The organism is Thermoactinomyces mirandus, assembly GCF_013868055.1.
Lineage (GTDB): Bacteria > Bacillota > Bacilli > Thermoactinomycetales > Thermoactinomycetaceae > Thermoactinomyces > Thermoactinomyces mirandus.
The window spans coordinates 19,359-41,771 of the sequence record NZ_JACEOL010000065.1 but is presented as its reverse complement, the minus strand read 5'-3'; the positions used below and the strand labels follow the sequence as shown (position 1 = coordinate 41,771).

Sequence of the window (22,413 nt, the reverse complement as noted above, 5' to 3'; positions counted from 1 at the left end):
GATTCATCAGACACGCCCTAAAAGGTGCCCTAAGAAGAGTACTGTTTCAAAAAGAATTTGGGACATATTCAAGGAAGTTTTTTATTTCTTTACTTACACCAATGTTTACACAAAATATTAAAACTACAATAATACAGGGACCGATAGAAAAAATTAATCCTATTTCTGCAAGTATAACAAGGCAAATATTTATTAGTGATAATATGAACTCATTAGTGGTGATTCCTCCTGGAAGTACGTGGTTTTATCAGTTGCCTAATTCAATAGAAACGGAAAATGTATTGTCATTATTCCCTTCTGAATTAGGTCAAAATACAAATTGGGGATATGGAAAATATATCATAGGGATATGGAAATAAGATGATTTTTCAAGGTAAAGAGAAGAGTTAATTTATTAGTGAAGATAAAATGGAGCGATTGACCGTCTGCGCTATGTGTATCCTGATCTGGATGTTGCCAGGGCAATTCCGTCCAGTGTTTTAAAAAAGATGAGGGATTGGATCAACAAAAAGTAACTGCTTTTTTGGAAAGGATACCAGGAAACTGTTGCGGACTACACCAGAGAGGATCTGATTCGGGCGTTGTGTCTGCAATTGATAAAAGAATCCAAATGGTGGGTGAAAGTGGATATAGAGCAGTACAGTACGGTGCCCGCGTGATTTTCCCAAGAGATGGATGAGATCTTGTTGTAAAGAGAAGTGGATTGACAGACAGGGTTCCTCTGCGATGAAATTCGATGATCTCAGTAAAAAGTCCGGGATAAATGACAAGTTACTGAGACAGGCAGTATTATCGGTGGCAGGGTTCCATTGGTTCGACTTGATTGTTTCTATAATTGTATTATATAATTATTTTGGAAAATTAATAACTACATAGAGTGGGAAAAGGTGGAGTGTCGTTACACTCCCGAAGAGGGAAGTCCGGTGAAAATCCGGCGCGGTCCCGCCACTGTGAATGGGAGTCGGGTTCTGGCCACTGTTTGGAAGATGGGAAGGCCAGAGCAAAGACAGACGTTGACCATGAGCCAGGAGACCTGCCTTTTCTGACAGCACCGTTTGACCTACGCGGATAGGGAGGGTGCTTATATCGGGTCTGACTTTGCCTTGGAACCCATGTTTTCAGCCAGACAGCTTTGAATGGTAATGGCATCCCACCGTATATAAGCACTTTCTGCTTCGTTGTAGCGGAAAGTGCTTTTTATTATGCGCAACAGGTCAGGAGGTACCCGCTCTTTTGACGCTTTGGGATCAGACAACACAGATGGAACAAGGTGAGGTGACAAGAGGTGTGAGTAAAAAAGGAAAATTGTTGCTTGTCGGTTTTGGTCCCGGACATTTCAGGCATATTACCGAGCGTGCCCGTGAAGCGATCCGGGAAAGCGAAGTGATTGTAGGCTATAACGCTTATGTCGATATCATCCGGGATTTGCTGACGGATCAGGAAATTGTGCGGACCGGCATGACGGGAGAGGTGAAACGGGTGCAGGAAGCGGTGCGGCTGGCGGAACTGGGGAAAGTTGTGGCCGTCATCTCAAGCGGGGATGCGGGGGTATACGGGATCGCGGGACTGGTCTTCGAAGTGCTGATCGAAAAAGGGTGGCACCCCGATACGGGTGTGGAAGTGGAAGTAATTCCCGGGATTTCGGCGATCAATTCCTGCGCTTCTCTGTTAGGCTCCCCAGTTATGCACGATGCTTGCATGATCAGCCTGAGCGACCATCTGACTCCCTGGGAGACGATTGCCAAACGAATTGAAGCGGCGGCTTCCGCTGATTTCGTGATTGCTTTGTATAACCCGAAAAGTCGGCGGCGCACCCGGCAGATTGAAGAAGCGCAGCGGATTCTGCTGCAGTACCGCTCACCCGGGACACCTGTCGGACTGGTGAAAAGTGCCTATCGTCAACAGCAACATACTGTTCTGACGACTTTGGGGAATATGTTAAATCACGAGATCGGGATGTTGACCACTGTGTTAATCGGCAATTCCACGACATTTGTTTATGAAGGGTTCATGATTACCCCTCGCGGCTACCAGCGTAAATATGCGCTCGGCGAAGAGATTCAGGAATTGAAATCGCGCCAGCGCTTGACAGTGGAGGCTGAACCGTGGTCGATTGAAGCCACAAACAGGCTATATTCCGAATCAGTTTCAGCGGACAAAACGGATAAATGGAAAACCGCTTCGCCAGACAAAGGTAATATGCAGACAAAACCGGTTTCCCTTTTTGAGTTGGTGGTCTCTCCTGGAGTAGTTAATAAAAAATTTACTCCCCAACAGCTTGTCCTGCTGGCGAACCTTGCCGGCGATGAGGGGGAAATCGAGTATACGCCGCATCACTGCATCATCCTGCGCGTGCCGGGCGATCAGACTGATCAAGTGGCAGAGCAGTTGACGGACGCCGGGTTGCTGGTCAGTCCTGCCGGAAATCGGGTGCTCTTGAAAGCCTGCGATTTTTGTGAGGGAAGAAAAAATGGAGCCATTCCTTATGTTGAGGAGCTTAACCGGCGCCTGGGCAGGCTTCAGGTTCCCGGAGAGCTGAAAATCGGTTTTAACGGATGTGGGATGGCATGCTATGGAGCAGTGACGGAAGAGATTGGAATTGTTTACCGGCGGGGAACCTTTGACCTGTTTTTGGGCGGGAAGAGCACCGGCACTGGTGCCCATCCGGCGCAGAAGATCGGGGAAGGGATCCCGCCTGCCAAACTTGTGGAAACAGTAGAACGGGTCGTAAGGGAATATGCGGCCAAGGGAGATCCCAACGAACGGTTCCACAAGTTTTTCAAACGGGCAAAAAATGTGGCCGGTTTTGTCTGTTCCGGCAAGTAATCCACTTTATACATGAGAGGACAGGAGGAATGGGCGTGGACATAATCCTGTTTGTTGGCCATGGCAGTCGGGACCCGGAAGGAAATGAAGAATTGCTGCGATTTACGGACAAATTGTCACGAGTTGTGGATGTGCCGACGGAAACCTGTTTTCTGGAACTTGTGTCGCCGAATATTCCGCAAGGCATGAAGCAGTGTGTGGAACGGGGGGCAACCCGTATCATGGTAATTCCCTTGATGTTGTTTGCTGCCGGGCATGCCAAGGTTCATATCCCTTTGGCGATTCATGAAGCGCAGAAAAAATATCCAAATGTCCAGTTCAGCTACGGCCGCCCCGTTGAAGTCGATGAGGCCGTACTGGACATTCTGGAAGAGCGGGTAAGGGCCGTGAAGCCGGATGAACAAACGGCCATTCTCATCGTTGGCCGCGGTTCCAGCGATTTGTACGCCAACAGTGATTTATACAAGCTGGCGCGCATGTTCTGGGAGAGAACCGGCTTCAAGTGGGTGGAAGTTTCTTTTATCGGGGTGACAGATCCGTCGCTGGATGGCGGAATCGAACGCTGTATGCGCCTGGGTGCCAAAAGAATTGTCGTTTTGCCGTATCTTTTGTTTACGGGTGTACTTGTCAAGCGGATCCGGTCAAAAGTCATGCAATTTCAGGAGCGGCATCCCGAAGTTGAGTTGCATTTGTGTACTTATCTGGGGGTGGATGATGGCTTGATTCCCATTGTAATGAGAAGAGGGGAAGAAGTGGCGCAGGGGGCGGGAGTCTCATGGAGAAAGCTGGCCGAAAAGGCATTGGCTGAGGGACATCACCATCATTCTCATCATCACCATGGTTAAGACTGGCAGCAGAAAGGAGATGCCCTGATGGTTCTGTTTCTGGCCGGTACCGGCGATGCCCGCCGGTTGGCTGTTTGCTTGCACCGGGAACAGATTGCTCTTTTGGCAACCGTGGTGACTGAAAATGCGGCCGGAAGCTTGCGGAAAGCCGGCATTCCGGTCAGGGTGGGCAGGCTTGCGACACAGGAGATGGCAAGTCTGATCCGGGAGCGGGGATGCAGTCATGTCGTGGATGCCAGTCACCCTTTTGCTGAAGAAGCTTCCAGAAATGCTATCCAGGCGGCCCGGATCTGCGGGATTCCCTATATCCGCTATGAGCGCCCGGTTTGTCCGTATAAAAATCATCCGGGTATTCGCGTGGTTTCATCTTATGAAGAAGCGGCGGAAGAGGCAGCACGGCGCAAGGGGACAATCCTGTTGACTACGGGGAGCAAAACCCTGCATATCTTTGCAGGGAAACTGCTCTTGGACCCGGAAATCTGCCTGGTCGTCCGCTTATTGCCCAACCGGGATAATCTGGAAAAATGCGCGGAACTCGGAATCCGGCAGAAAAACATCATCGCCATGCAGGGGCCGTTTGGCAAGGAACTGAACAGGGCCCTGTACCGTCACTACGGCATCACGACCATGGTCACCAAGGAAAGCGGGCAGGCCGGATCAGTGGATGAAAAGGTGGAATCAGCGCTGGAGCTGGGAATTGATGTAATCATGATTTCGCGGCCGAAACTGGATTACAGCACTTCTTTTTCCACTGCGGAAGAGGTAGTCGCGGTACTTAGGAAATTGAGAAGGAGTGAACAGGATGCACCATAAACCATTTCAGCCGGTTACGACCCAACCGCAAGCGATTGAAAGCCTGAGTTTTGAGATGATCAGAAAGGAACTGGGAGAGCATCCGTTTACCGATGAACAGTTTCCCATCGTGCAACGGGTTATTCACGCCACCGCCGACTTTGAATTCGGGCGCAGCCTGGTTTTTCATCCGCAAGCTGTGGAAGCGGGGGTCAAGGCGATTTTGGGCGGGAAAACGGTAGTGTGTGATGTCCAGATGGTCCAGGTTGGCATCAATAAGCCGCGTATCACCCGATTTGACGGAAATGTGCGGGTTACCATTGCAGATCCCGATGTGGCGGAAGAAGCCAGACGCCTCAGAACGACCCGGGCCATCATTGCCGTGCGGAAAGCGGTAAAAGAGGCGGAAGGAGGAATTTTTGCCATTGGCAATGCACCGACTGCCCTTTTGGAATTGATCCGGCTTGTGCGGGAAGGAATTGCCAAACCCGGTCTCATTGTCGGCGTACCGGTCGGATTTGTCTCAGCGACCGAATCGAAAGAAGAGTTGATGAAATGCGATGTGCCGTTTATTGCGAATCGGGGGCGCAAAGGGGGGAGCCCGGTCGCGGTGGCCATTGTCAATGCTCTTTCCCTTTTGGCGGAAAAAGCGGCGCAAAACGGGTTATGAGTTTCTGAACGGGGATTTGTCAACCATGAAGGAGTTTGGTCATGAAAAAGCAGGCAGAAAGTAGACAGTCAACAAAACTGCGCTCCGGATATACTACAGGGGCCTGTGCGACTGCCGCCACCAAAGCGGCCCTGCTTTCCCTGATCACCGGGCGAGCTGCCCGGGAGGTGGAGATCTTGCTGCCGATCGGGAAGAAGGCCAAATTTTCCATAGATCAGGCCAGAGTAAGTGAAGAATCGGCAAAATGCAGCGTGATCAAAGATGGCGGTGATGATCCTGACGCGACGCATGGTGCCCGCATTGTCTCCACTGTTTCCTGGAGCGATGAACCGGGCATCCGGCTTGACGGCGGCGCGGGAGTGGGGAAAGTAACCAAACTGGGGCTGCCGGTCCCCGTGGGCGAGGCGGCGATCAATCCCGTCCCGCGCAAAATGATTCGCGAGGCCGTAACAGACGTGCTGTCCAGCTTTGCGATCCATCGTGGTGTAAAAGTAGTTATATCGGTTCCCGGCGGAGAAAAGATTGCCAAAAAAACGTTGAATGAACGGTTGGGGATTGTCGGCGGGATCTCGATTCTGGGAACGCGCGGAACCGTCATTCCGTTTTCCACTGCCGCGTATCGGGCCAGTGTGGCCCAGGCGGTGCAGGTAGCCGGGGCGAACGGGAATCGGCATTTGGTGTTTACGACCGGGGGAAGAAGTGAAAAAGCGGCGCAGAAAATATATCCGGAACTTCCCGAGGAAGCTTTTGTCCAGGCCGGCAATTTTATCGGCTTTGCCCTGAAGCACGCCAAACAGGCCGGTGTGCTGAAAGTAACGTTGGCAGGGATGATGGGAAAACTGTCCAAAGTGGCACGGGGAGAGATGAATGCCCATTCCGGAAACTCGACCGTCGACTGCAACTTTCTGGCCCAGGTGGCTGAAAAAGCCGGTGCTTCCCCCACGCTGGCCGCTGGAATCCGGAAGGCGAACAATGCCACCCATGCCGGACAATTGATCGAACAGGAAGGGAATTCTCTCTTTTTTACCTTGCTATGTGAACGAATTTGCCGGGCGTGCCTCGTTTATGTGGAAGGCGGAATCAAACTGGAAACGGTACTGGTGAAGTTGAGCGGAGAACGGTTGGGGAGGGCGGAAATAAGTGGCTAAGCGGATCAAGGTGATTGGAATCGGAGCAGATGGACGGAACGGTTTGTTTCCCCGCTACCTGGAGTGGATAGAAGAGGCGGATGTACTGGCAGGCGGAAAGCGGCAACTCGCCTTTTTCCCTGATCATCCGGGCAGGCGGATTCTTATCTGCGGGGAACTCACTCCGGTATTGGAACAATTGGAACAGCTCAGCAGCGAGAAGAATATTGTTGTCCTGGCATCGGGGGACCCTTTTTTTTATGGGATTGCCAGTTTGCTCATCTGCAGGCTGGGGTCGGGACGGGTGGAGGTTCATCCGCATCTCAGTTGCATCCAGCTGGCTTTTGCGCGCATGGGAGAAAGTTGGCAGCATGCCCGGATCGAAAGTTTGCACGGTCGGCCGATCAGGGGGCTGGCGCAGCGCATTGACGGGCAGAAAATGGTGGCCTTGCTTACCGATGAGACCTGTTCGCCAAGTGTGATTGCCAGATATTTGCTTCAGTTTGGAATGACAGAATATCAGGCGTTTGTGGCTGAGAATCTGGGCAGTGCTGACGAAAGATGCAGCTGGTGGGAATTGGATGAGTTGGCGGATGCGCAGTTTTCCCCGCTCAATGTCGTCATCCTCAGATGGAAAAAAGAGGCAACAGTCCCCTCTTGGTGTCTGGGAATTGAAGATGGGGAGTTTTTTCAGCGAAAGCCGGAAAAAGGGCTGATTACCAAAAAAGAAGTGCGTGTGTTCAGTTTGTCTGAATTGTGTTTGCGCCCAAACAGCGTTGTCTGGGATATCGGGGCGGGGTCCGGGGCTGTTTCCGTAGAAGCGGCCAGATTGGCACCATTGGGCCAGGTGTTTGCAGTGGAAAAAAACAAAGAAGATCTGGTCAATATTGAGTCCAATCGCAAGAAATTCCGCACGGATTTTACAGTGATTCATGCCAAGGCTCCGGATGGGCTGAATTCGCTGCCAGCCCCGGATGCTGTTTTCATTGGCGGAAGCGGCGGTGAGTTGCGACAGATTCTTCAGGTTTGTTGTTCCCGCCTCAAACCCGACGGCCGCATTGTTGTCAATGCCGCAGCGTTGGAAACCCTGGCAAGGGCAAAGGAAGGTTTGAAGGAAGAAGGATTTTCCGTGCGAATTACCCTCCTGCAGACAGCAAGAAGCAGGCCGATTCTGGAGATGACCCGTTTTGAAGGGCTCAATCCGGTTTATGTTATTACAGGGAAACGAAATAAGGAGAGATTGGAGGGACGGGGATGATCGGACAACTTTACGGAATCGGAATGGGGCCGGGTGACCCGGAACTGGTTACGTTGAAAGCTTTGCGGCTGTTAAAGGAATCGCCGGTAATTGCTTACCCGAAAAAGAAAAAGGGTGAGAAAAGCTATGCCTTGTCTATTGCCCAAACTTATATTGATCCCAGGGAAAAAGAAATGTTGGGGCTTGTCTTTCCCATGACGCAAGATCCGGAAATATTGGAACGGGAATGGAACCGGACGGTTGAAGCGATCTGGGAGCGGCTTTCACAGGGGAAAAATGTGGTTTTTGTCACCGAAGGCGATCCTCTTTTGTACAGCACCTTTATCCATTTAAACCGGAGAATGCAGGCACTGCATCCCGAGGTGAAAATTTCCTCCGTTCCGGGGATCTCTTCGATCAGTGGCGCCGCTTCCTGTCTGAATGTGGATCTGGCTGACGGCGATGAACAAATTGCCATCATTCCCGCTACAAAAGACCGGGAGGCGATGAGAAAAGCACTTGCCGGACATGATACGGTTGTATTTCTCAAAGTGGCGAAAGTGCTCGACATGATTATTGACCTGTTGGAGGAATTAGATCTGGACGACAGGGCGATGGTTGTTTCCAAAGCTACTTCTGATCAGGAAGTGGTCTGGAAAAGTGTGGCCCAGCTGAAAGGACAGAATCCGGGATACCTGACACTGATGGTGGTGAGAAAATGAGCCGGTTGGAAGCAAAAGTTTACATTGTGGGGGCGGGGCCGGGTGATCCGGAGCTGATTACCGTAAAAGGGAGGCGCATTTTGCAAAATGCCGATGTGATCTTGTATACCGATTCGCTTGTCAACGATGAACTGATGGCCCGGGTCCATCCGGAAGCCACCGTATGCAAAAGTTCGGGCATGGATCTGGAACAGATTGTCGGTCTTATGGCAAATCATGTACGTCACGGGAAAAGCGTGGCCCGCGTACATACCGGCGATCCGTCTGTTTATGGCGCCATTTTTGAACAGATGGCTTTGCTGAAAAAGGAAAACATTCCCGTTGAAATTATCCCCGGCGTCAGTTCGGTGTTTGCGGCAAGTGCCTTATTGGAAGCGGAACTGACCATCCCCGGACTGACGCAGACACTGATCCTTACCAGGGCTGAAGGCAGAACGCCTGTTCCGGAAAAGGAAAAACTGAAAGACCTGGCGGCCCATCAGACCACCCTTGCCCTGTTTTTAAGCGCTGCTTTGACCAAAAAAGTGGTTAACGAACTGCTGGAGGCGGGTTGGTCTGAGGATACGCCGGTTGCTGCCGTATACAAAGCAACCTGGCCGGAGCAAAAGATTGTACGCTCCACCCTGAAAAATCTGGACCAGGAGATGAAAAAAGCCGGCATCCGCAACCATGCCATGATTTTGGCCGGATGGGCGCTTGATCCCCATCTTCACGAACGGGGCGAAACATTTCGCTCCAAACTTTACGATGCATCCTTTACACATGGCTGTCGCAAAGGGGAAAGAAACTCATGAGCCAAACGCTTGCAGTGGTCGCCATTACCAGGCACGGTGTGGAAATGGCTCGCCGCCTTGTTCGGGAGCTCCCTGGTTCGGTTCTTTTTTATCCGGACAAGTTTGCCCGGAGCGATGAAGAAAAACGGGGGATAGTTCTTTTTTCCGGATCGGTGCGGCAGATTCTCCCCGATCTGTTTTGGCGGTACAACGGTTTGATTTTCTTTATTTCTCTCGGGGCGGTGGTGCGCCTGATCGCCCCTTTGCTCAAAGATAAAAAAACAGACCCTGCCGTGGTGGTGATCGATGACCGGGGGGAACAGGTGATCAGCGTGTTGTCCGGCCATCTGGGCGGAGCCAACCAGTTGACGCGACGCCTCGCTCAGATCCTGGATGCGCGTCCGGTGATCACCACTGCTTCCGATGTGCAAGAGACGATCCCGGTTGACCTGTTCGGCAGCCAGTTTGGCTGGGAATTGGAAAATTTCGAACGGGTGACTCCGGTAAGCGCGGCGGTAGTAAATGAAGAAAGAGTACTCATCATCCAGGAGTCGGGTGAACCCGGCTGGTGGACCAGTGACCGGCCGCTGCCCGATCATATCCAGGTTGTCTCTTCAACCAGTGAGGCGTGGGAGCGTGAATTTGATGCTGCACTTGTCGTTACGCATCGCAGTTTGAGTCTTGCTGAAGCCGGGCGCTTTTTGCAAAACGGAGTTTTATATCGTCCGAAAGTACTGGTAATCGGGATTGGCTGCAACCGGGGGACGGCTCTGGAAGAGTTGGAGCAGGTCGTAACAGAGACGTTTGCCGAACGGAATCTCTCCATAAAAAGCGTCCGCAACCTTGCCACCATTGACTTGAAGAAAGATGAACCCGGTCTGGTTGCCTTGTCCCGGAAATACGACTGGCGAATGGATGTGTATTCTTCCGCAGAACTGAATACGGTTCCGCTTTCCAATCCGTCCACAACGGTTTACCGCTATACGGGAGCATACGGTGTGAGCGAGCCGGCGGCCCTGTTATCTTCAGGGGCGAAAGAACTGCTCCTGCCCAAGAAAAAGTCGGGCAATGTGACGATATCCGTCGCCCTGGTTCCGCATCCGCCTTTGAGGGGAGTGAGGGAGAATGAGTGAAGACCGGCCGCGGATTGTCATTGCCGGGGCGGGCAGCGGAGTGGGCAAAACAACTGTCACCCTCGGACTGATGGCGGCATTTGGAAAACGGGGGCTTGAAGTGCAGGGATTCAAGGCGGGACCGGATTATATTGATCCCGGTTACCACACCGCCGTCACTGGGCGACCTTCCCGTAATCTGGATACATGGATGCTGGCACCGGATACCATGAGAGAGATTTTTCTAAGGGGCAGCAGGGGAGCGGACATTTCCATTATTGAGGGGGTGATGGGGCTATACGACGGCAAAGGCCCCCTCAGCGACAGGGGTAGTACGGCGGAGATCGCCATCATGCTGCAAAGCCCTGTCATTCTTGTTATCAATATTGACAGCATGGCGCGCAGTGCTGCGGCAGTGGTGAAAGGTTACCAACTCCTCAATCCGGCCGTGCCCATCGCCGGGGTGATAGCCAATCGGGGGGGAAGCGAAGGCCATTTCCGTCTCGTCCAGGCTGCCATCGAACAGGAGTGCGGGATCCCGGTGTTGGGATGGATTGCCCGCGATCCATCCATCAGCATCCCGGAGCGTCATCTCGGTTTAATTCCGGCAATTGAGCGGGGAGAAACCAATTCTCTGTTTGCAAGATTGGCAGTGCTTATTGAAAAAGGGATTGATTTGGACCGGCTGCAATCTCTTGCCAGCAAAGCCCCCCGGCTGGAAATGCCGGAAAAACAACTGTTTGCCAATTATGTACCGGCAAAAGAAGTCACCATCGCTGTGGCCCGGGATGCCGCTTTCAATTTCTACTATCCGGAAAATCTGGAATTGCTGGCACATGGCGGGGCCCGTCTGCAATTTTTCAGCCCTCTTCGGGGAGAACACGTGCCTGAGGAAGCTGATGGGTTGTATATCGGGGGAGGATTTCCGGAAGAGTTTGTGCGGGAATTGTCCGGGAATAGCGGAGTGAAAGACTCCTTCCGCCGGAAGATAGGAGAGGGAATGCCGACCTGTGCGGAATGCGGAGGGTATATGTATCTTACCGAAGTGATCATCGACCGGGAAGGAAACACCAGACCGATGGCTGGTGTAATTCCGGCAGTTGTCCGGATGAAAGACGGGCTGTCTGCGCTTGGTTACCGGGAAGTGGAGGCCGTTACTGACAATCTGCTGCTCAAGCGGGGCGAAAAAGCACGCGGGCATGAGTTTCACTACTCGACACTGATCTGGAAAACGAAAAACCGCACTTCGGCTTATGAAACAAGCGGACGATCGGGAAAACGGCGGGAAGGATATGCAAGTGAAAATCTGCTGGCCGGTTATACCCATCTTCATTTCGCATCCAACCCGGCCATGGCAAAGCGTTTCATTTCGGCATGCAAAAAATACAGGAGCAGGAGGAAAAACCATGAGCAATGAAACGGTGGCAAATGAAAAAGGGAACGGAAAGCAGCGCGGACTTACCCTGGTTTATACCGGCAACGGGAAAGGAAAGACGACGGCAGCGTTGGGGCTTGCTTTAAGAGCAACGGGACGGGATATGAAAGTGCTTGTTTTGCAATTTCTCAAATCTCCGGAGCGGACTTATGGAGAGCAAATTGCCTTGCAACGGCTGGGGGTTGAGATCCGCCAGCTGGGCATCGGTTTTACTTGGACCAAAACGCCGGAAGAACATCGCCAGGCACTTGCCCGGGGATGGGAGATTACCAGACAGGAAGTAATGAGTGGAAATTACGATATGGTCATTCTGGATGAGATCAACAATGCTCTTGTCATCAAGTCCTTTCTGGTGGATGATGTTCTGCCGCTTGAAGAAGTGCTGGCCTTGATAAAAAACCGCCCTTCCCACACGCATCTTGTTTTGACCGGGCGAAATGCCGATGAAAAAGTGATGGAACTGGCTGATCTCGTATCCAGGGTAGATGCGGTCAAACATTATTACAATGAAGGAATTTCGTCAGTTAAAGGAATCGAATTCTGATAAAAAAGGATGCTTGAAACATGAAGGCGATTATGTTGCAGGGAACTGCTTCTGATGTCGGAAAAAGCGTGGTAAGTACTGCTTTTTGCCGCTATTTCCTGGAAGAAGGCTTCCGGGTTGCCCCATTCAAATCGCAAAATATGGCCCTCAACTCCTATGTGACACTGGATGGAGGGGAAATTGGCCGATCCCAGGCTGTCCAGGCGGAAGCAGCCGGAATTGAACCAACCGTGGATATGAACCCTGTTCTCCTGAAACCGAAGGGAGAAATGGTCTCTGAAGTGATTGTGCACGGGCGCCATTTTGCCGATGTTGATGCCCGTTCGTACCGTGGCCCCTTGCTGGATCAGGTCCTGGCCCCGATTCGCGAGTCCCTTGAGCGGCTGTCCCGGAAATATGAAATTCTGGTTATCGAAGGGGCGGGAAGCCCGGCGGAGATTAACCTGAAAAACCGTGACGTTGTCAACATGAGGATTGCCCGCATGGCTAATGCTCCCGTGCTGCTGGTAGCCGACATTGAACGCGGAGGAGTGTTTGCCTCCATCGTGGGAACGCTCGAACTGCTTGAACCGGAAGAGCGGGCCCGCGTAAAGGGAGTGATCATCAATAAATTTCGCGGCAGCAAAGAGGTGTTGGACCCGGGGATTGAATGGGTGGAAAAAAAGACGGGTATTCCTGTGCTGGGAGTCCTCCCCCATGTGGAAACCGGCGTCGATCCGGAAGATTCCATGTCGCTTGCCACGCTTGGGTCTAAAGCGAACAAAAAGGGAATGGCCGGTCTGGATGTGGCAGTCATCTGCTTCCCGCGCATTTCCAACTTTACCGATTTTCTTCCGCTGATGAACCTGGCAGATACATCGGTTCGATATGTCAAATCGGTCCGTGAACTGGGACAGTCGGATATCATCATCCTTCCCGGAACGAAAAACACGATGGATGACCTGTACTGGCTGAAGGCGACGGGACTGGCAAAGGAGATTCTCCTGCTGAAGGATCAGGGAAGCGCAGTAATTGGCATTTGCGGAGGTTATCAGATGCTGGGGAAAAAACTGCTTGATCCCGATGGTGTGGAATCAGACCGGAAAGAACAGGACGGTTTGGGACTTCTCCCGATTGAAACCCGATTTGTACCAGGTAAACAGACCGTGCGCATCCAGGGAAAGCCATTAGTCGGCTGGGGCGGTTCGGACCCGGTTGAAGGCTATGAAATCCATTTGGGCCGGACCTGGTTGTTTGCCGGAGCCTCTCCACTTTTCAAGTTGTCGGATGGCCGCACAGACGGTGCGGTTTCTGAAGAAGGAGAGGTGTGGGGCACCTGTCTGCATGGCATTTTTGACAACGCTTCTTTTACAAGGAAATGGATCAACCGGCTCCGCCAGAAAAAAGGCTTGCCACAGCTGGAAGAAAATTGTCCGGACAGACACGAATCCAGAGAAGAAGTCTATGCGTTCCTGTCCCAATGGATTCGCGAGTATGTAGATATGGAGAAAGTGAAGGAGATGATGGGTCTTTCATCGATAACAAGAGGCTGACAAAAACATGTCAGCCTCAGACTGTAGAAAAACATGTTCAGGAAAATGATTTTTGGGACTCTGTTCCGTCTCCGCCTTGCTTGTAAGGATAGGTACCACTTTCACGGAGAAGCCATTGCTTTGGCAAAGGGTTTGACAGAAAGCAGGAGATGTGACCAAGGTGGCCAGAAAGGGCAGAAACCTGAAATCCCGGCTTGGGAAAGCCTGGTGTCACCAGATAAGCAGCAAATTTGTTTGAAACTTTTAAAAAACTTTTGTTTTTTTACAGATTTATGATCAATTAACCCCCGTTCGTCCTTTTTCCCGATATGTTCCAGTTTCGTCTCTATAGTTATGAATACGTTTATTTCAATAAAATCCAACTCGTTAACATGAAACGGGTTGGATTTTATTTATTAAATAAAGAAAACCCTTGCATTATAGATGTTTTTGACCGTATCAGTTTATTTATTGGTATATATTTCTAATTTATTGGAGAGAATTAATGTATAGAATATGGGTTGGCAAAATAAATTTTTAAAAGGGTGTGTTGGCATGAAAATTGGAGTAGTTAAAGAAATCAAGGCTGGAGAAGCTCGTGTCGGAATGACCCCGGAAAATGTTCAAAAGTTGGTTGCAGCAGGGCATCAGGTTTTAGTACAAAAAGATGCGGGTCTGGGTTCAGGTTATGCAAACGATGAATATGTGAATGCAGGCGCGAGCATTGTTACTCAGGAAGAAGTCTGGGATGTTGATTTGCTCGTGAAAGTGAAGGAACCATTGGAGCCGGAATATCGCTATTTCAAAAAAAATCTTGTTGTATGGGGATTTTTGCATCTGGCAGCCTCAAAAGAATGTGTTGAAGCAATGAAAAATGCGGGAACAACTGCAATTGCAGCGGAAACCATCAGCAAGGATGGCGTTTTTGCCCTGTTAAAGCCGATGAGCGCAATCGCCGGTCGCCGTGCAGTGTTTATGGGAGCCTATTATCTGGAAAAACAACATCAGGGGCAAGGAATTTTATTATCAGGAATTGAGGGGATTCCTGCAGGGAAGGTTGTCATTTTAGGTGGAGGTAATGCAGCGATTAATGCGTGTGATATCGCCATTGGAATCGGTTGCCATGTAACTATTTTAGAAATAAACAAAAAACAAATCGCTTACTTGAAAGAAAAATATAAAAATGATCCGGTTGATGTGATTGAATCGAACACTGAGAATCTGGAGAAACAAATCAAGGACGCCGATCTGTTTATTTCAACCATCCTGATCCCGGGTTCCAAACCGCCAAAAATTGTTAAAGAATATATGGTTCGATCAATGAAACCTGGAAGCGTTATCGTTGACATTGCCATTGACCAGGGCGGTACGGTAGAAACGATTGAGCACTATACAACCCATGATGATCCTGTATTCATCAAACATGGTGTATTGCATTATGCCGTACCAAATATGCCCGGCGCTACCCCGCGTACTGCCACTATGGCGTTGTCAAATGGCAGTATTGAATACTTGATGGAAATTGCCAGCAACGGGTTGGAAAATGCAATTAAAAACAATCCGGTTATCGCATCGGGGATAAATATCTATAAAGGAACCATTACTTATGAAAATCTGGGAAAAACCTTGGGCCTGGATTACAAACCACTGGAAGAGGTGTTATAAAATGATTGACAAACATTTGCCTCTTTCCATTAATGATGTAAAAAAAGCCCGAAACACTCTTTTGGGAAATCATCGCAAGACTCCCCTTGTGAAATCGTTTTATCTGACAAGCAGAACGGGCGGAGAAATTTATTTGAAATTGGAAAATATGCAGTTGACCGGATCATTCAAGTTTCGCGGCGCATTCAATAAAATTTCAAATTTGACAGAAGAGGAAAAAGTACGCGGAGTAATTGCCTGTTCCGCCGGCAATCATGCGCAAGGCGTTGCATTATCTTCCCACTTGCTTGGGATCAGAAGTAAAATTGTTATGCCAACAACTGCGCCACAGGCTAAAGTTGATGCAACAAGAGGATATGGTTCTGAAGTTGTTTTATATGGGGATACCTTTGACGATGCCAAGGCGAAATGTGAAGAAATTATCCAGGAAACAGGAGAAACCTACTTGCATCCATATGATGATGTAGAGGTTATGGCTGGCCAGGGAACCATTGGTTTGGAAATTCTTGATGATATGTGGGATGTTGATACGGTCATTGTTCCTATTGGTGGAGGAGGTCTTGTTTCAGGAGTTGCAGTTGCACTCAAATCTTTTAATCCTTCCATCCATGTGATCGGTGTCCAGGCGGATCATGTTCACGGGATGAAAGCTTCTTATGATAAAGGAGAAATTACGGAACACTATATAGCACCAACCATAGCCGATGGATGTGCAGTTAAAATACCGGGAGACTTGACCTTCGAGATTGTCAGGGAACTGGTGGATGATATCGTAACAGTCTCGGAAGGCGAAATTGAAGTAGCCATGAAAGACTTGCTGCAACGTGCCAAAGCCGTTGTAGAAGGAGCCGGAGCGTTAGCTACGGCTGCCCTCCTTGCAGGGAAAATAGATAAATATACCAAAGGAAAAAGAGTAGTAGCGATTGTATCAGGTGGAAATGTAGATTTACAACGCATTTCAAATGTATGCGAACATTTCTTTGTTGCGAATGAATTGAAATCGGTTTAAATACCATATAAAGAAATTATTGGAGCCAGGGAAACGAAAAACTCCTTGGCTTCTTTAAGGGAATCCAATGGGTAAAGATTGATTTTATAGATTTTTTAATTTTTATTATATTAAAATAAAAAAATTATCATAGAATTTATCCTGTGATACGAGCCATAACTATTCAACTTTTTTAAACGTCTCGATAAAACGGACCGCTTTTTTGGAGAGATAGCGGTCTTTTGGCCAGATGATGGCGGATTCGGAGATGAATGCTTCGTCATTGATGTTCATGATTTTGATTCCGGTTGCATCCAATGCGGGAAATGCCGATTCTGGGAGCAGGGTTGCCCCAATGCCTGATTTGACAAGGGAGATCAGCATGGATGCATCGGGACATTCACAGATAACCTGTGGTTCAAAGCCGTGTTTTCTGCACTTGTCGACTACGATTTCATACAGTCCGATGCCTTTGAATTGTTGCAGCAGCATCAGCGGGATATCGGCCAGTTCTTTCATTTGAATGTTTGTGTGGGTACTCCATTTTTCAGGCATTACCACGACAAAGTGATCCATGGGGAGTGGGAGGGAATCAAAATCAGTGATATCCAGAGGGAGCCGGATGATTGCCAGTTCAATCTCCCGGTTTTTGATATAATGGGCCAGACGGTAGGAATCTCCTTCAATCAGGCGAAAAGTAACCAACGGGTATTTCTCCCGAAAATAACGGAGTCTGTCTGGAATATAGGAGAAGCATGATTTTACCGTTCCGATGGATAACGTTCCTCTCAGCCCTGCACCAGTGTCTTTTACTTCTTTAATGGTTTCTTCCATCTTGTGCAGGATTTCTTTTGCCCTTTTATACAGAATCTTTCCTGCATCAGTCACTTCCAGATTTCTTCCATTCCTCTCAAATAAACGAAGTCCAAGTTCTTCTTCCAGCAATTTCAGTTGCTGGCTTAGCGGTGGTTGGGCCATGTGAAGTTTTTTGGCGGCGCGTGTAATTTGCCCTTCTTCAACAACAGTAGAAAAATAACGAAGCTGCTTAATGTCCAATGACCGGCCCTCCTTTTGAATACAAATTAAATATATAACATATATTAATTTAATATTTCTCAATTATCATAATATATGATATATTGTGAATAAACGAGATTTCAAGTTATTTTAATGAAATAGTTTTTTATATGAAAGTTAAAATTGGATGATTTTAACTTTCTTGATATCGAACCTGAAATATTCAATTTTTGATAATGGGAAGGGCAGTTAAGCATAGGAAGCACAGGATGGGAGGAACAGAAGGATGTCCGTTTTTGACGAGGCCAGGCAGAAATTAAGGGGCTCGATTGCTCCGATTGTAACTCCTTTTGATGAGCAGATGAATGTGGATACGAAGACACTTGAAAAACTGATTGACTGGCATATTGAAAGTGGTTCCCATGCCATCTCGGTTACGGGGACAACGGGAGAACCAAGTTCGCTGACCATTGAAGAGCGGGAGTTGGTCATGGAAACAGCGATCAAGGCAGCAGCCGGACGAGTTCCGGTTGTTCCGGGTACCGGTTCCACCAATCATGCGGAAACGCTGCATTTGACCAAACGGGCCCAGGAGATGGGGGCAGATGCGGCTCTGGTTATTGTCCCTTACTATAACAAACCGAACCAGCAGGCGCTGTATCGCCATTTCAAGACTGTGGCCGATTCCGTGGATATTCCGATCATTATTTATAACATTCCCGGCCGAACGGCGACCAATCTGGAAGTGAAAACGCTGGCCCGATTGGCGGAAGATTGCCGGAATATCATTGGAGTAAAGGAATCCAATAAGGATTTTGAACATGTGAATCGTGTGTTGCTCCATTGTGGCCGCGATTTTCTTCTTTATTCCGGAATAGAGCTGTTGTGCTATCCCATGCTTGCCATTGGAGGAGCCGGGCAGATCAGCGCTACAGCCAATGTCTGTCCGAAAGAAGTAGCCGATCTTTACAATTACTGGACAGCCGGGGAAGTGGAAAAGGCGCTCACTCTTCATTACAAGCTGATGCCGCTTAATGATGTACTGTTCAAAGATACCAACCCTGCACCGCTAAAGACAGCGCTTGGCATGATGGGAAAAATCAATCCGGTGTTAAGGCTGCCGATGGGGCCGCCTTCAGAAGCCTTGCAGGAGGAAATTCGCCAGACTCTTTATTCCTATGGGCTTCTGTAGACATTCCGGAAAAAACATAACCTTTTCAATATGCCCCTAAATCCGATCATTTACAGGAGGAAATCTAATGGAAGGTCAATTGGATAACGTTCTCCACTATATCAATGGCCAGTTTGTCGAAGGCGTTGCCGGTAAAAGTTTTGCGAATGTCAATCCCGCTACGAATGAAGTCATAAACAAAGTAGCAGAAGGCTTTGAAGAAGATGTTGCTCTGGCGGTGGCTGCGGCGCGTGAAGCTTTTGACCATGGCCCCTGGCGTACGATGAGCGTTAAAGAGCGCCTGGAATATATTGTCCGGATTGCCGATTTAATTGATGAGAATGCCGAAGAAGTATCCGAACTGGAATCCCTCGATACCGGCCTGCCCATCAGCCAGACAAGAAAGCAGGCAGCCCGGGCAGCAGAAAATTTCCGGTTTTATGCACAGATGGTAAACAGCCGGCTGGTTGGCGAGACGTATCAGGTTGAAAACTCATTTGTAAACTATACGGTTCACAAGCCGCTGGGTGTCGCCGGCCTGATTACTCCGTGGAATGCTCCGTTCATGCTGTCAACATGGAAAGTGGCTCCGGCCCTTGCCACGGGAAACACCTGCGTATTAAAACCTGCGGAATGGTCACCGCTTACGGCGAACAAACTGGCGCAAATCATTGATGAAGCCGGTTTGCCAAAAGGTGTATTCAATGTGGTCCATGGGTTTGGCGAAACAGCCGGTGCCGCTCTCGTTGCGCATCCGGGTGTGCAGTTGATCTCCTTTACAGGGGAGACAAAAACCGGTTCGGAAATTATGAAAAATGGTGCCAATACACTGAAGCGGTATTCCATGGAATTGGGCGGAAAATCACCGGCCATTATCTTTCCTGATGCCGATCTGGAAAAAGCGCTCGATGCCGTTGTCTGGGGAATCTTCTCATTTAATGGAGAACGCTGTACAGCCAATTCCCGGTTATTTGTCCATCACTCCATCATGGACTGGTTTGTTTCCGCGTTGAAAGAACGGGTTGATCAGATTGTTGTCGGGGACCCCATGGATCCCGATACGGAAGTGGGCCCGTTGATTCATCGCAAACATTGGCAAACTGTCATGAATTATATCCAGACTGCCCGCGAAGAAGGGACAGAAGTGGTCAGCGGCACTGTCCCGGCGGAATTTGAAAAAGGAAATTATATTGCACCGACGCTTTTGTTGAATTGCACCAATAACATGCGTGTAGCCCAGGAAGAAATTTTTGGTCCGGTGCTGGCAGTCATTCCTTTTGAAAGCGAGGAGGAAGTGATCCGGATGGCAAACGATGTCATTTATGGACTGGCTGCTTATGTGTGGACCAGTAATATCAAGCGGGCGCACCGGATTGCCCAGGCGATCGACAGCGGGATGGTCTGGATCAATTCGCAGAATGTAAGGGATTTGCGCACCCCGTTTGGCGGTTCAAAGTATAGTGGAATCGGCCGTGAGGGAGGCCATTACAGTTTTGAATTTTATACCGAACCCCAGGTGATCCATGTTGCGATCGGCGATCATCCCATTCCCCGGTTTGGAACAAAAACAAAAAAATCCTGATGATACATTACAGCCGGATCAAGGCAGGGGTTCATATGAAAACAATTCAGATAACCCATCCTGTTTCGGAAGTGGTTTTGTCTAAAGCTAAACCTTGTCTCCTGGCGCCTGGCTTTTTTGATGGTGTCCATCTCGGACACCGTCATTTGCTCCAAACGGCCAGAGAGATTGCAAAACGGAAAAAGTTGACATTTGCCGTGATGACATTTTTCCCCCATCCCAGGCAGATTGTGCATGGTGCTTCTGTAAAAGTTCTGACTCCACTGGCTGTAAAAGCGGAACGATTGCAGAAGCTGGGGGTGGAAAAACTGTATGTCATCAGGTTTGACTCCGGTTTTGCACGCCTTTCTTCGGAAAAATTTGTAAAGCAATATATTCTCGGGCTCAAATGCAAACATGTTGTTGCCGGCTATGATTTCCGTTACGGCTGCAAGGCGCAAGGACATATGGAACGGCTTACCCGAACCGGGCGGGGGAAATTTGCCGTGATCACCATCCCGAAAATAACGTACGGTCAGGAGAAAATCAGTTCTACTGCCATCCGGCGACTGGTTTCTCTGGGCAAGGTCGATCGGATTCCCCATTATCTCGGGAGTTACCATGAAGCGATCGGGACGGTAAAAAGTTTTACGCTTTTCCATGGAAAATACCAATTTATAAAAATGATGGTGGATCAGGATGTTCTGCTGCCGAAACCGGGTGTCTACCAGATTGAATTGAACATCGGCCAGCAAAGCTGCAAAGGGGTTTGCCACCAGATTTCAACTTTTGTCAATTCCGGCGAGTTTCTGGTTCAAATCTCCGGCAGTTTGGTGGCGCCGACTGAGCAACGTGTCCGGCTAAGGTGGATTCAGCCTCTTTTTGGGAAAGAACACGAAATCCACAGCCGGGATCCCTGTTTTGCCGAAGAGGAGTTCATCATTTGATGAAAGAGAAAGGAAATCCGCTTATGAAAAAAGATTTGTTTATCAACGGAAAATGGAAAAAGGCTGCCCGGTATCAATCTGTCATTTCTCCATACTCCGAAGAAGTAATTGGAGTTGTCCCATCAGCCAATGAAGAAGAAGTCAATGAGGCGATTGCAGCGGCAGAGCGGGCCAGAAAAGAAATGGCTCAACTGCCTGCTTACAAACGTGCGGAAATTATTGAAGAATTGGCAGAAAAACTGGAACAGAAGAAAGAGGAAGCGGCACGATTGATTGCCATGGAAGCGGCCAAACCGATTGCAACCGCCAGGGAAGAAGTGGCACGCACGATTCAAACCTATAAATTTTCCGCCGAAGAAGCCAAGCGGATTCATGGGGAAACACTGGCGCTGGATGCGGCGCCGGGAGGGGAAAACAGGCTGGCTTTTACTGTCCGGGAGCCGATCGGGGTCATCGGAGCGATTACACCTTTTAACTTTCCCATGAATCTGGTTGCCCACAAGGTGGGCCCGGCTATTGCATCCGGGAATACCATTGTCCTGAAGCCAGCTTCCCAAACACCCCTGTCTGCTTATTTTCTCGCAGAATTGCTGGAGGAGACGGATTTGCCTGCCGGAGCCTTCAATGTTGTAACCGGCAGCGGGCGAACTGTGGGCGATCAATTGGTAACCGATCCTCGCCTGGCTGCCATTACTTTTACAGGCAGTCCTTCTGTCGGATTTGAGATCCGGAATAAAGCCGGGCTGAAGCGTGTAACGCTGGAATTGGGCTCCAATTCGGCGGTCATTATTGATCAGGGATCTGATCTGGACAAGGTGATGGCCCGTTGTGTGAAGGGGGCCTATTCATTTCAGGGGCAGGTATGTATCTCCGTACAGCGGATCTATGTCCACGAAAGCTTGTATGAATCTTTTGTAGAAAAGTTTGTCAAAGAAACAGTGAAGCTGCAAACAGGCGACCCACTTGACCCGAAAACAGACATTTCAGCCCTGATATCCAAAAAAGATCTGACCCGTTCGCTGGCCTGGATCAAAGAGGCTGTGCAACACGGGGCAAAAGTGGCCATCGGCGGAAAAGCAGAGGGGAATATCCTTTACCCTACGGTGCTATTAAATGCAGATCCTTCATTGAAAGTATCATGCGAGGAAGCATTTGCCCCGATTGCAGTCATCAGCAAATTCAGAACAGTGGAGGAAGCAATCGAACAGGTGAATAATTCGCGGTATGGGCTGCAGGCAGGAATCTATACAGACAAGATGCAGCATGCCTTGCTGGCGGCTGAAAAGCTGCGGGTAGGCGGAGTCATGATCAATGACATCCCGACCTTCCGTGTGGATCACATGCCTTATGGCGGTGTGAAGGACAGTGGCATGGGCCGGGAAGGGATCAAATATGCGATCAGGGAAATGACCGAACTGAAATTGGTGGTATTTCACCACTATGAAAAATAATCAGGATGGAGTCAAGGAT

At 49.4% G+C, this 22,413-nt stretch carries 22 protein-coding genes and 1 riboswitch; of the genes, 19 read left to right on the top strand and 3 right to left on the bottom strand.

What is annotated here, in order from left to right:
* The coding region (locus H2C83_RS15940; protein ID WP_220184230.1) for a hypothetical protein at positions 1-359 on the top strand (359 nt) is incomplete at its 5' end.
* A gap of 509 nt (positions 360-868) precedes the next feature.
* A riboswitch (cobalamin riboswitch) is annotated at positions 869-1,055 on the top strand.
* A 26-nt stretch (positions 1,056-1,081) separates the two neighbouring features.
* On the opposite strand, the gene H2C83_RS15935 is transcribed toward H2C83_RS15940, so the two are convergent.
* Positions 1,082-1,282 carry a hypothetical protein gene (locus H2C83_RS15935; protein ID WP_181742174.1) on the bottom strand — a complete coding sequence of 67 codons (201 nt, stop codon included), beginning with the start codon at positions 1,280-1,282 and terminating at the stop codon, positions 1,082-1,084.
* Here H2C83_RS15935 and cobJ point away from each other — a divergent pair.
* Genes cobJ through H2C83_RS15875 form a run of 12 tightly spaced genes read left to right on the top strand, consistent with a single transcriptional unit; the run spans position 1,261 to position 13,615 of the window.
* Positions 1,261-2,826, top strand: a complete 1,566-nt coding sequence (gene cobJ, locus H2C83_RS15930) for a precorrin-3B C(17)-methyltransferase (protein ID WP_181742170.1) — start codon at positions 1,261-1,263, stop codon at positions 2,824-2,826. The genes H2C83_RS15935 and cobJ overlap by 22 nt on opposite strands.
* A gap of 35 nt (positions 2,827-2,861) precedes the next feature.
* Positions 2,862-3,671 (top strand): sirohydrochlorin chelatase, encoded by an 810-nt coding sequence (locus H2C83_RS15925; protein ID WP_181742169.1) that lies wholly within the window; start codon positions 2,862-2,864, stop codon positions 3,669-3,671.
* 27 nt (positions 3,672-3,698) lie between these two features.
* The gene (gene cobK / locus H2C83_RS15920; RefSeq protein ID WP_181742168.1) at positions 3,699-4,484 is read left to right on the top strand and encodes a precorrin-6A reductase; all 786 of its coding nucleotides are present in this window, start codon (positions 3,699-3,701) and stop codon (positions 4,482-4,484) included.
* Entirely contained in the window at positions 4,474-5,133 is a 660-nt protein-coding gene (locus H2C83_RS15915) for a precorrin-8X methylmutase (RefSeq protein ID WP_181742167.1), read from the top strand. Before cobK ends, H2C83_RS15915 begins: the two co-directional genes overlap by 11 nt.
* 41 nt (positions 5,134-5,174) lie before the next feature.
* Positions 5,175-6,281 (top strand): cobalt-precorrin-5B (C(1))-methyltransferase, encoded by a 1,107-nt coding sequence (locus H2C83_RS15910; RefSeq protein WP_181742166.1) that lies wholly within the window; start codon positions 5,175-5,177, stop codon positions 6,279-6,281.
* A complete protein-coding gene (gene cbiE / locus H2C83_RS15905) occupies positions 6,274-7,518 on the top strand; it encodes a precorrin-6y C5,15-methyltransferase (decarboxylating) subunit CbiE (RefSeq protein WP_181742165.1) in 1,245 nt (414 codons plus the stop codon). Before H2C83_RS15910 ends, cbiE begins: the two co-directional genes overlap by 8 nt.
* Complete coding sequence (gene cobI, locus H2C83_RS15900; RefSeq protein ID WP_181742164.1) at positions 7,515-8,219, top strand: precorrin-2 C(20)-methyltransferase; 705 nt, start codon at positions 7,515-7,517, stop codon at positions 8,217-8,219. The genes cbiE and cobI overlap by 4 nt, the downstream gene beginning before the upstream one ends.
* Positions 8,216-9,013, top strand: a complete 798-nt coding sequence (gene cobM / locus H2C83_RS15895; RefSeq protein WP_181742163.1) for a precorrin-4 C(11)-methyltransferase — start codon at positions 8,216-8,218, stop codon at positions 9,011-9,013. The genes cobI and cobM overlap by 4 nt, the downstream gene beginning before the upstream one ends.
* Positions 9,010-10,125 (top strand): cobalt-precorrin 5A hydrolase, encoded by a 1,116-nt coding sequence (locus tag H2C83_RS15890; protein ID WP_181742162.1) that lies wholly within the window; start codon positions 9,010-9,012, stop codon positions 10,123-10,125. The genes cobM and H2C83_RS15890 overlap by 4 nt, the downstream gene beginning before the upstream one ends.
* Positions 10,118-11,521: a cobyrinic acid a,c-diamide synthase CobB gene (locus tag H2C83_RS15885; RefSeq protein ID WP_181742161.1), complete on the top strand. Its 1,404-nt coding sequence runs from the start codon at positions 10,118-10,120 to the stop codon at positions 11,519-11,521. Before H2C83_RS15890 ends, H2C83_RS15885 begins: the two co-directional genes overlap by 8 nt.
* A complete protein-coding gene (gene cobO, locus H2C83_RS15880; RefSeq protein ID WP_181742160.1) occupies positions 11,511-12,083 on the top strand; it encodes a cob(I)yrinic acid a,c-diamide adenosyltransferase in 573 nt (190 codons plus the stop codon). The genes H2C83_RS15885 and cobO overlap by 11 nt, the downstream gene beginning before the upstream one ends.
* A gap of 20 nt (positions 12,084-12,103) precedes the next feature.
* A complete protein-coding gene (locus H2C83_RS15875; RefSeq protein ID WP_181742159.1) occupies positions 12,104-13,615 on the top strand; it encodes a cobyric acid synthase in 1,512 nt (503 codons plus the stop codon).
* Between the two features lie 101 nt (positions 13,616-13,716).
* Here H2C83_RS15875 and H2C83_RS15870 read toward each other — a convergent pair whose 3' ends face one another.
* Positions 13,717-13,977 (bottom strand): hypothetical protein, encoded by a 261-nt coding sequence (locus H2C83_RS15870; RefSeq protein ID WP_181742158.1) that lies wholly within the window; start codon positions 13,975-13,977, stop codon positions 13,717-13,719.
* 172 nt (positions 13,978-14,149) lie between these two features.
* Between H2C83_RS15870 and ald the strand changes: the two genes are divergently transcribed.
* Positions 14,150-15,259, top strand: coding sequence for an alanine dehydrogenase (gene ald, locus H2C83_RS15865; RefSeq protein ID WP_181742157.1), 1,110 nt, complete (start codon positions 14,150-14,152; stop codon positions 15,257-15,259).
* A gap of 1 nt (position 15,260) precedes the next feature.
* Positions 15,261-16,268 (top strand): bifunctional threonine ammonia-lyase/L-serine ammonia-lyase TdcB, encoded by a 1,008-nt coding sequence (gene tdcB, locus H2C83_RS15860; RefSeq protein ID WP_181742156.1) that lies wholly within the window; start codon positions 15,261-15,263, stop codon positions 16,266-16,268.
* Between the two features lie 159 nt (positions 16,269-16,427).
* On the opposite strand, the gene H2C83_RS15855 is transcribed toward tdcB, so the two are convergent.
* Positions 16,428-17,303: a LysR family transcriptional regulator gene (locus H2C83_RS15855; protein WP_181742155.1), complete on the bottom strand. Its 876-nt coding sequence runs from the start codon at positions 17,301-17,303 to the stop codon at positions 16,428-16,430.
* Between the two features lie 247 nt (positions 17,304-17,550).
* Here H2C83_RS15855 and hpaI point away from each other — a divergent pair, with 247 nt between their 5' ends.
* The 4 genes from hpaI to H2C83_RS15835 all read left to right on the top strand — a co-directional run bounded on the left by hpaI (position 17,551) and on the right by H2C83_RS15835 (position 22,394).
* On the top strand, positions 17,551-18,456 hold the full coding sequence (gene hpaI / locus H2C83_RS15850; protein WP_181742154.1) for a 2,4-dihydroxyhept-2-ene-1,7-dioic acid aldolase: 906 nt from the start codon (positions 17,551-17,553) through the stop codon (positions 18,454-18,456).
* A 67-nt stretch (positions 18,457-18,523) separates the two neighbouring features.
* Positions 18,524-20,017 (top strand): 5-carboxymethyl-2-hydroxymuconate semialdehyde dehydrogenase, encoded by a 1,494-nt coding sequence (gene hpaE / locus H2C83_RS15845; RefSeq protein WP_181742153.1) that lies wholly within the window; start codon positions 18,524-18,526, stop codon positions 20,015-20,017.
* Between the two features lie 35 nt (positions 20,018-20,052).
* On the top strand, positions 20,053-20,943 hold the full coding sequence (locus H2C83_RS15840) for an FAD synthetase family protein (RefSeq protein ID WP_181742152.1): 891 nt from the start codon (positions 20,053-20,055) through the stop codon (positions 20,941-20,943).
* Positions 20,943-22,394, top strand: coding sequence for an aldehyde dehydrogenase family protein (locus H2C83_RS15835; RefSeq protein ID WP_181742173.1), 1,452 nt, complete (start codon positions 20,943-20,945; stop codon positions 22,392-22,394). Before H2C83_RS15840 ends, H2C83_RS15835 begins: the two co-directional genes overlap by 1 nt.
* Positions 22,395-22,413: the final 19 nt, after the last annotated feature.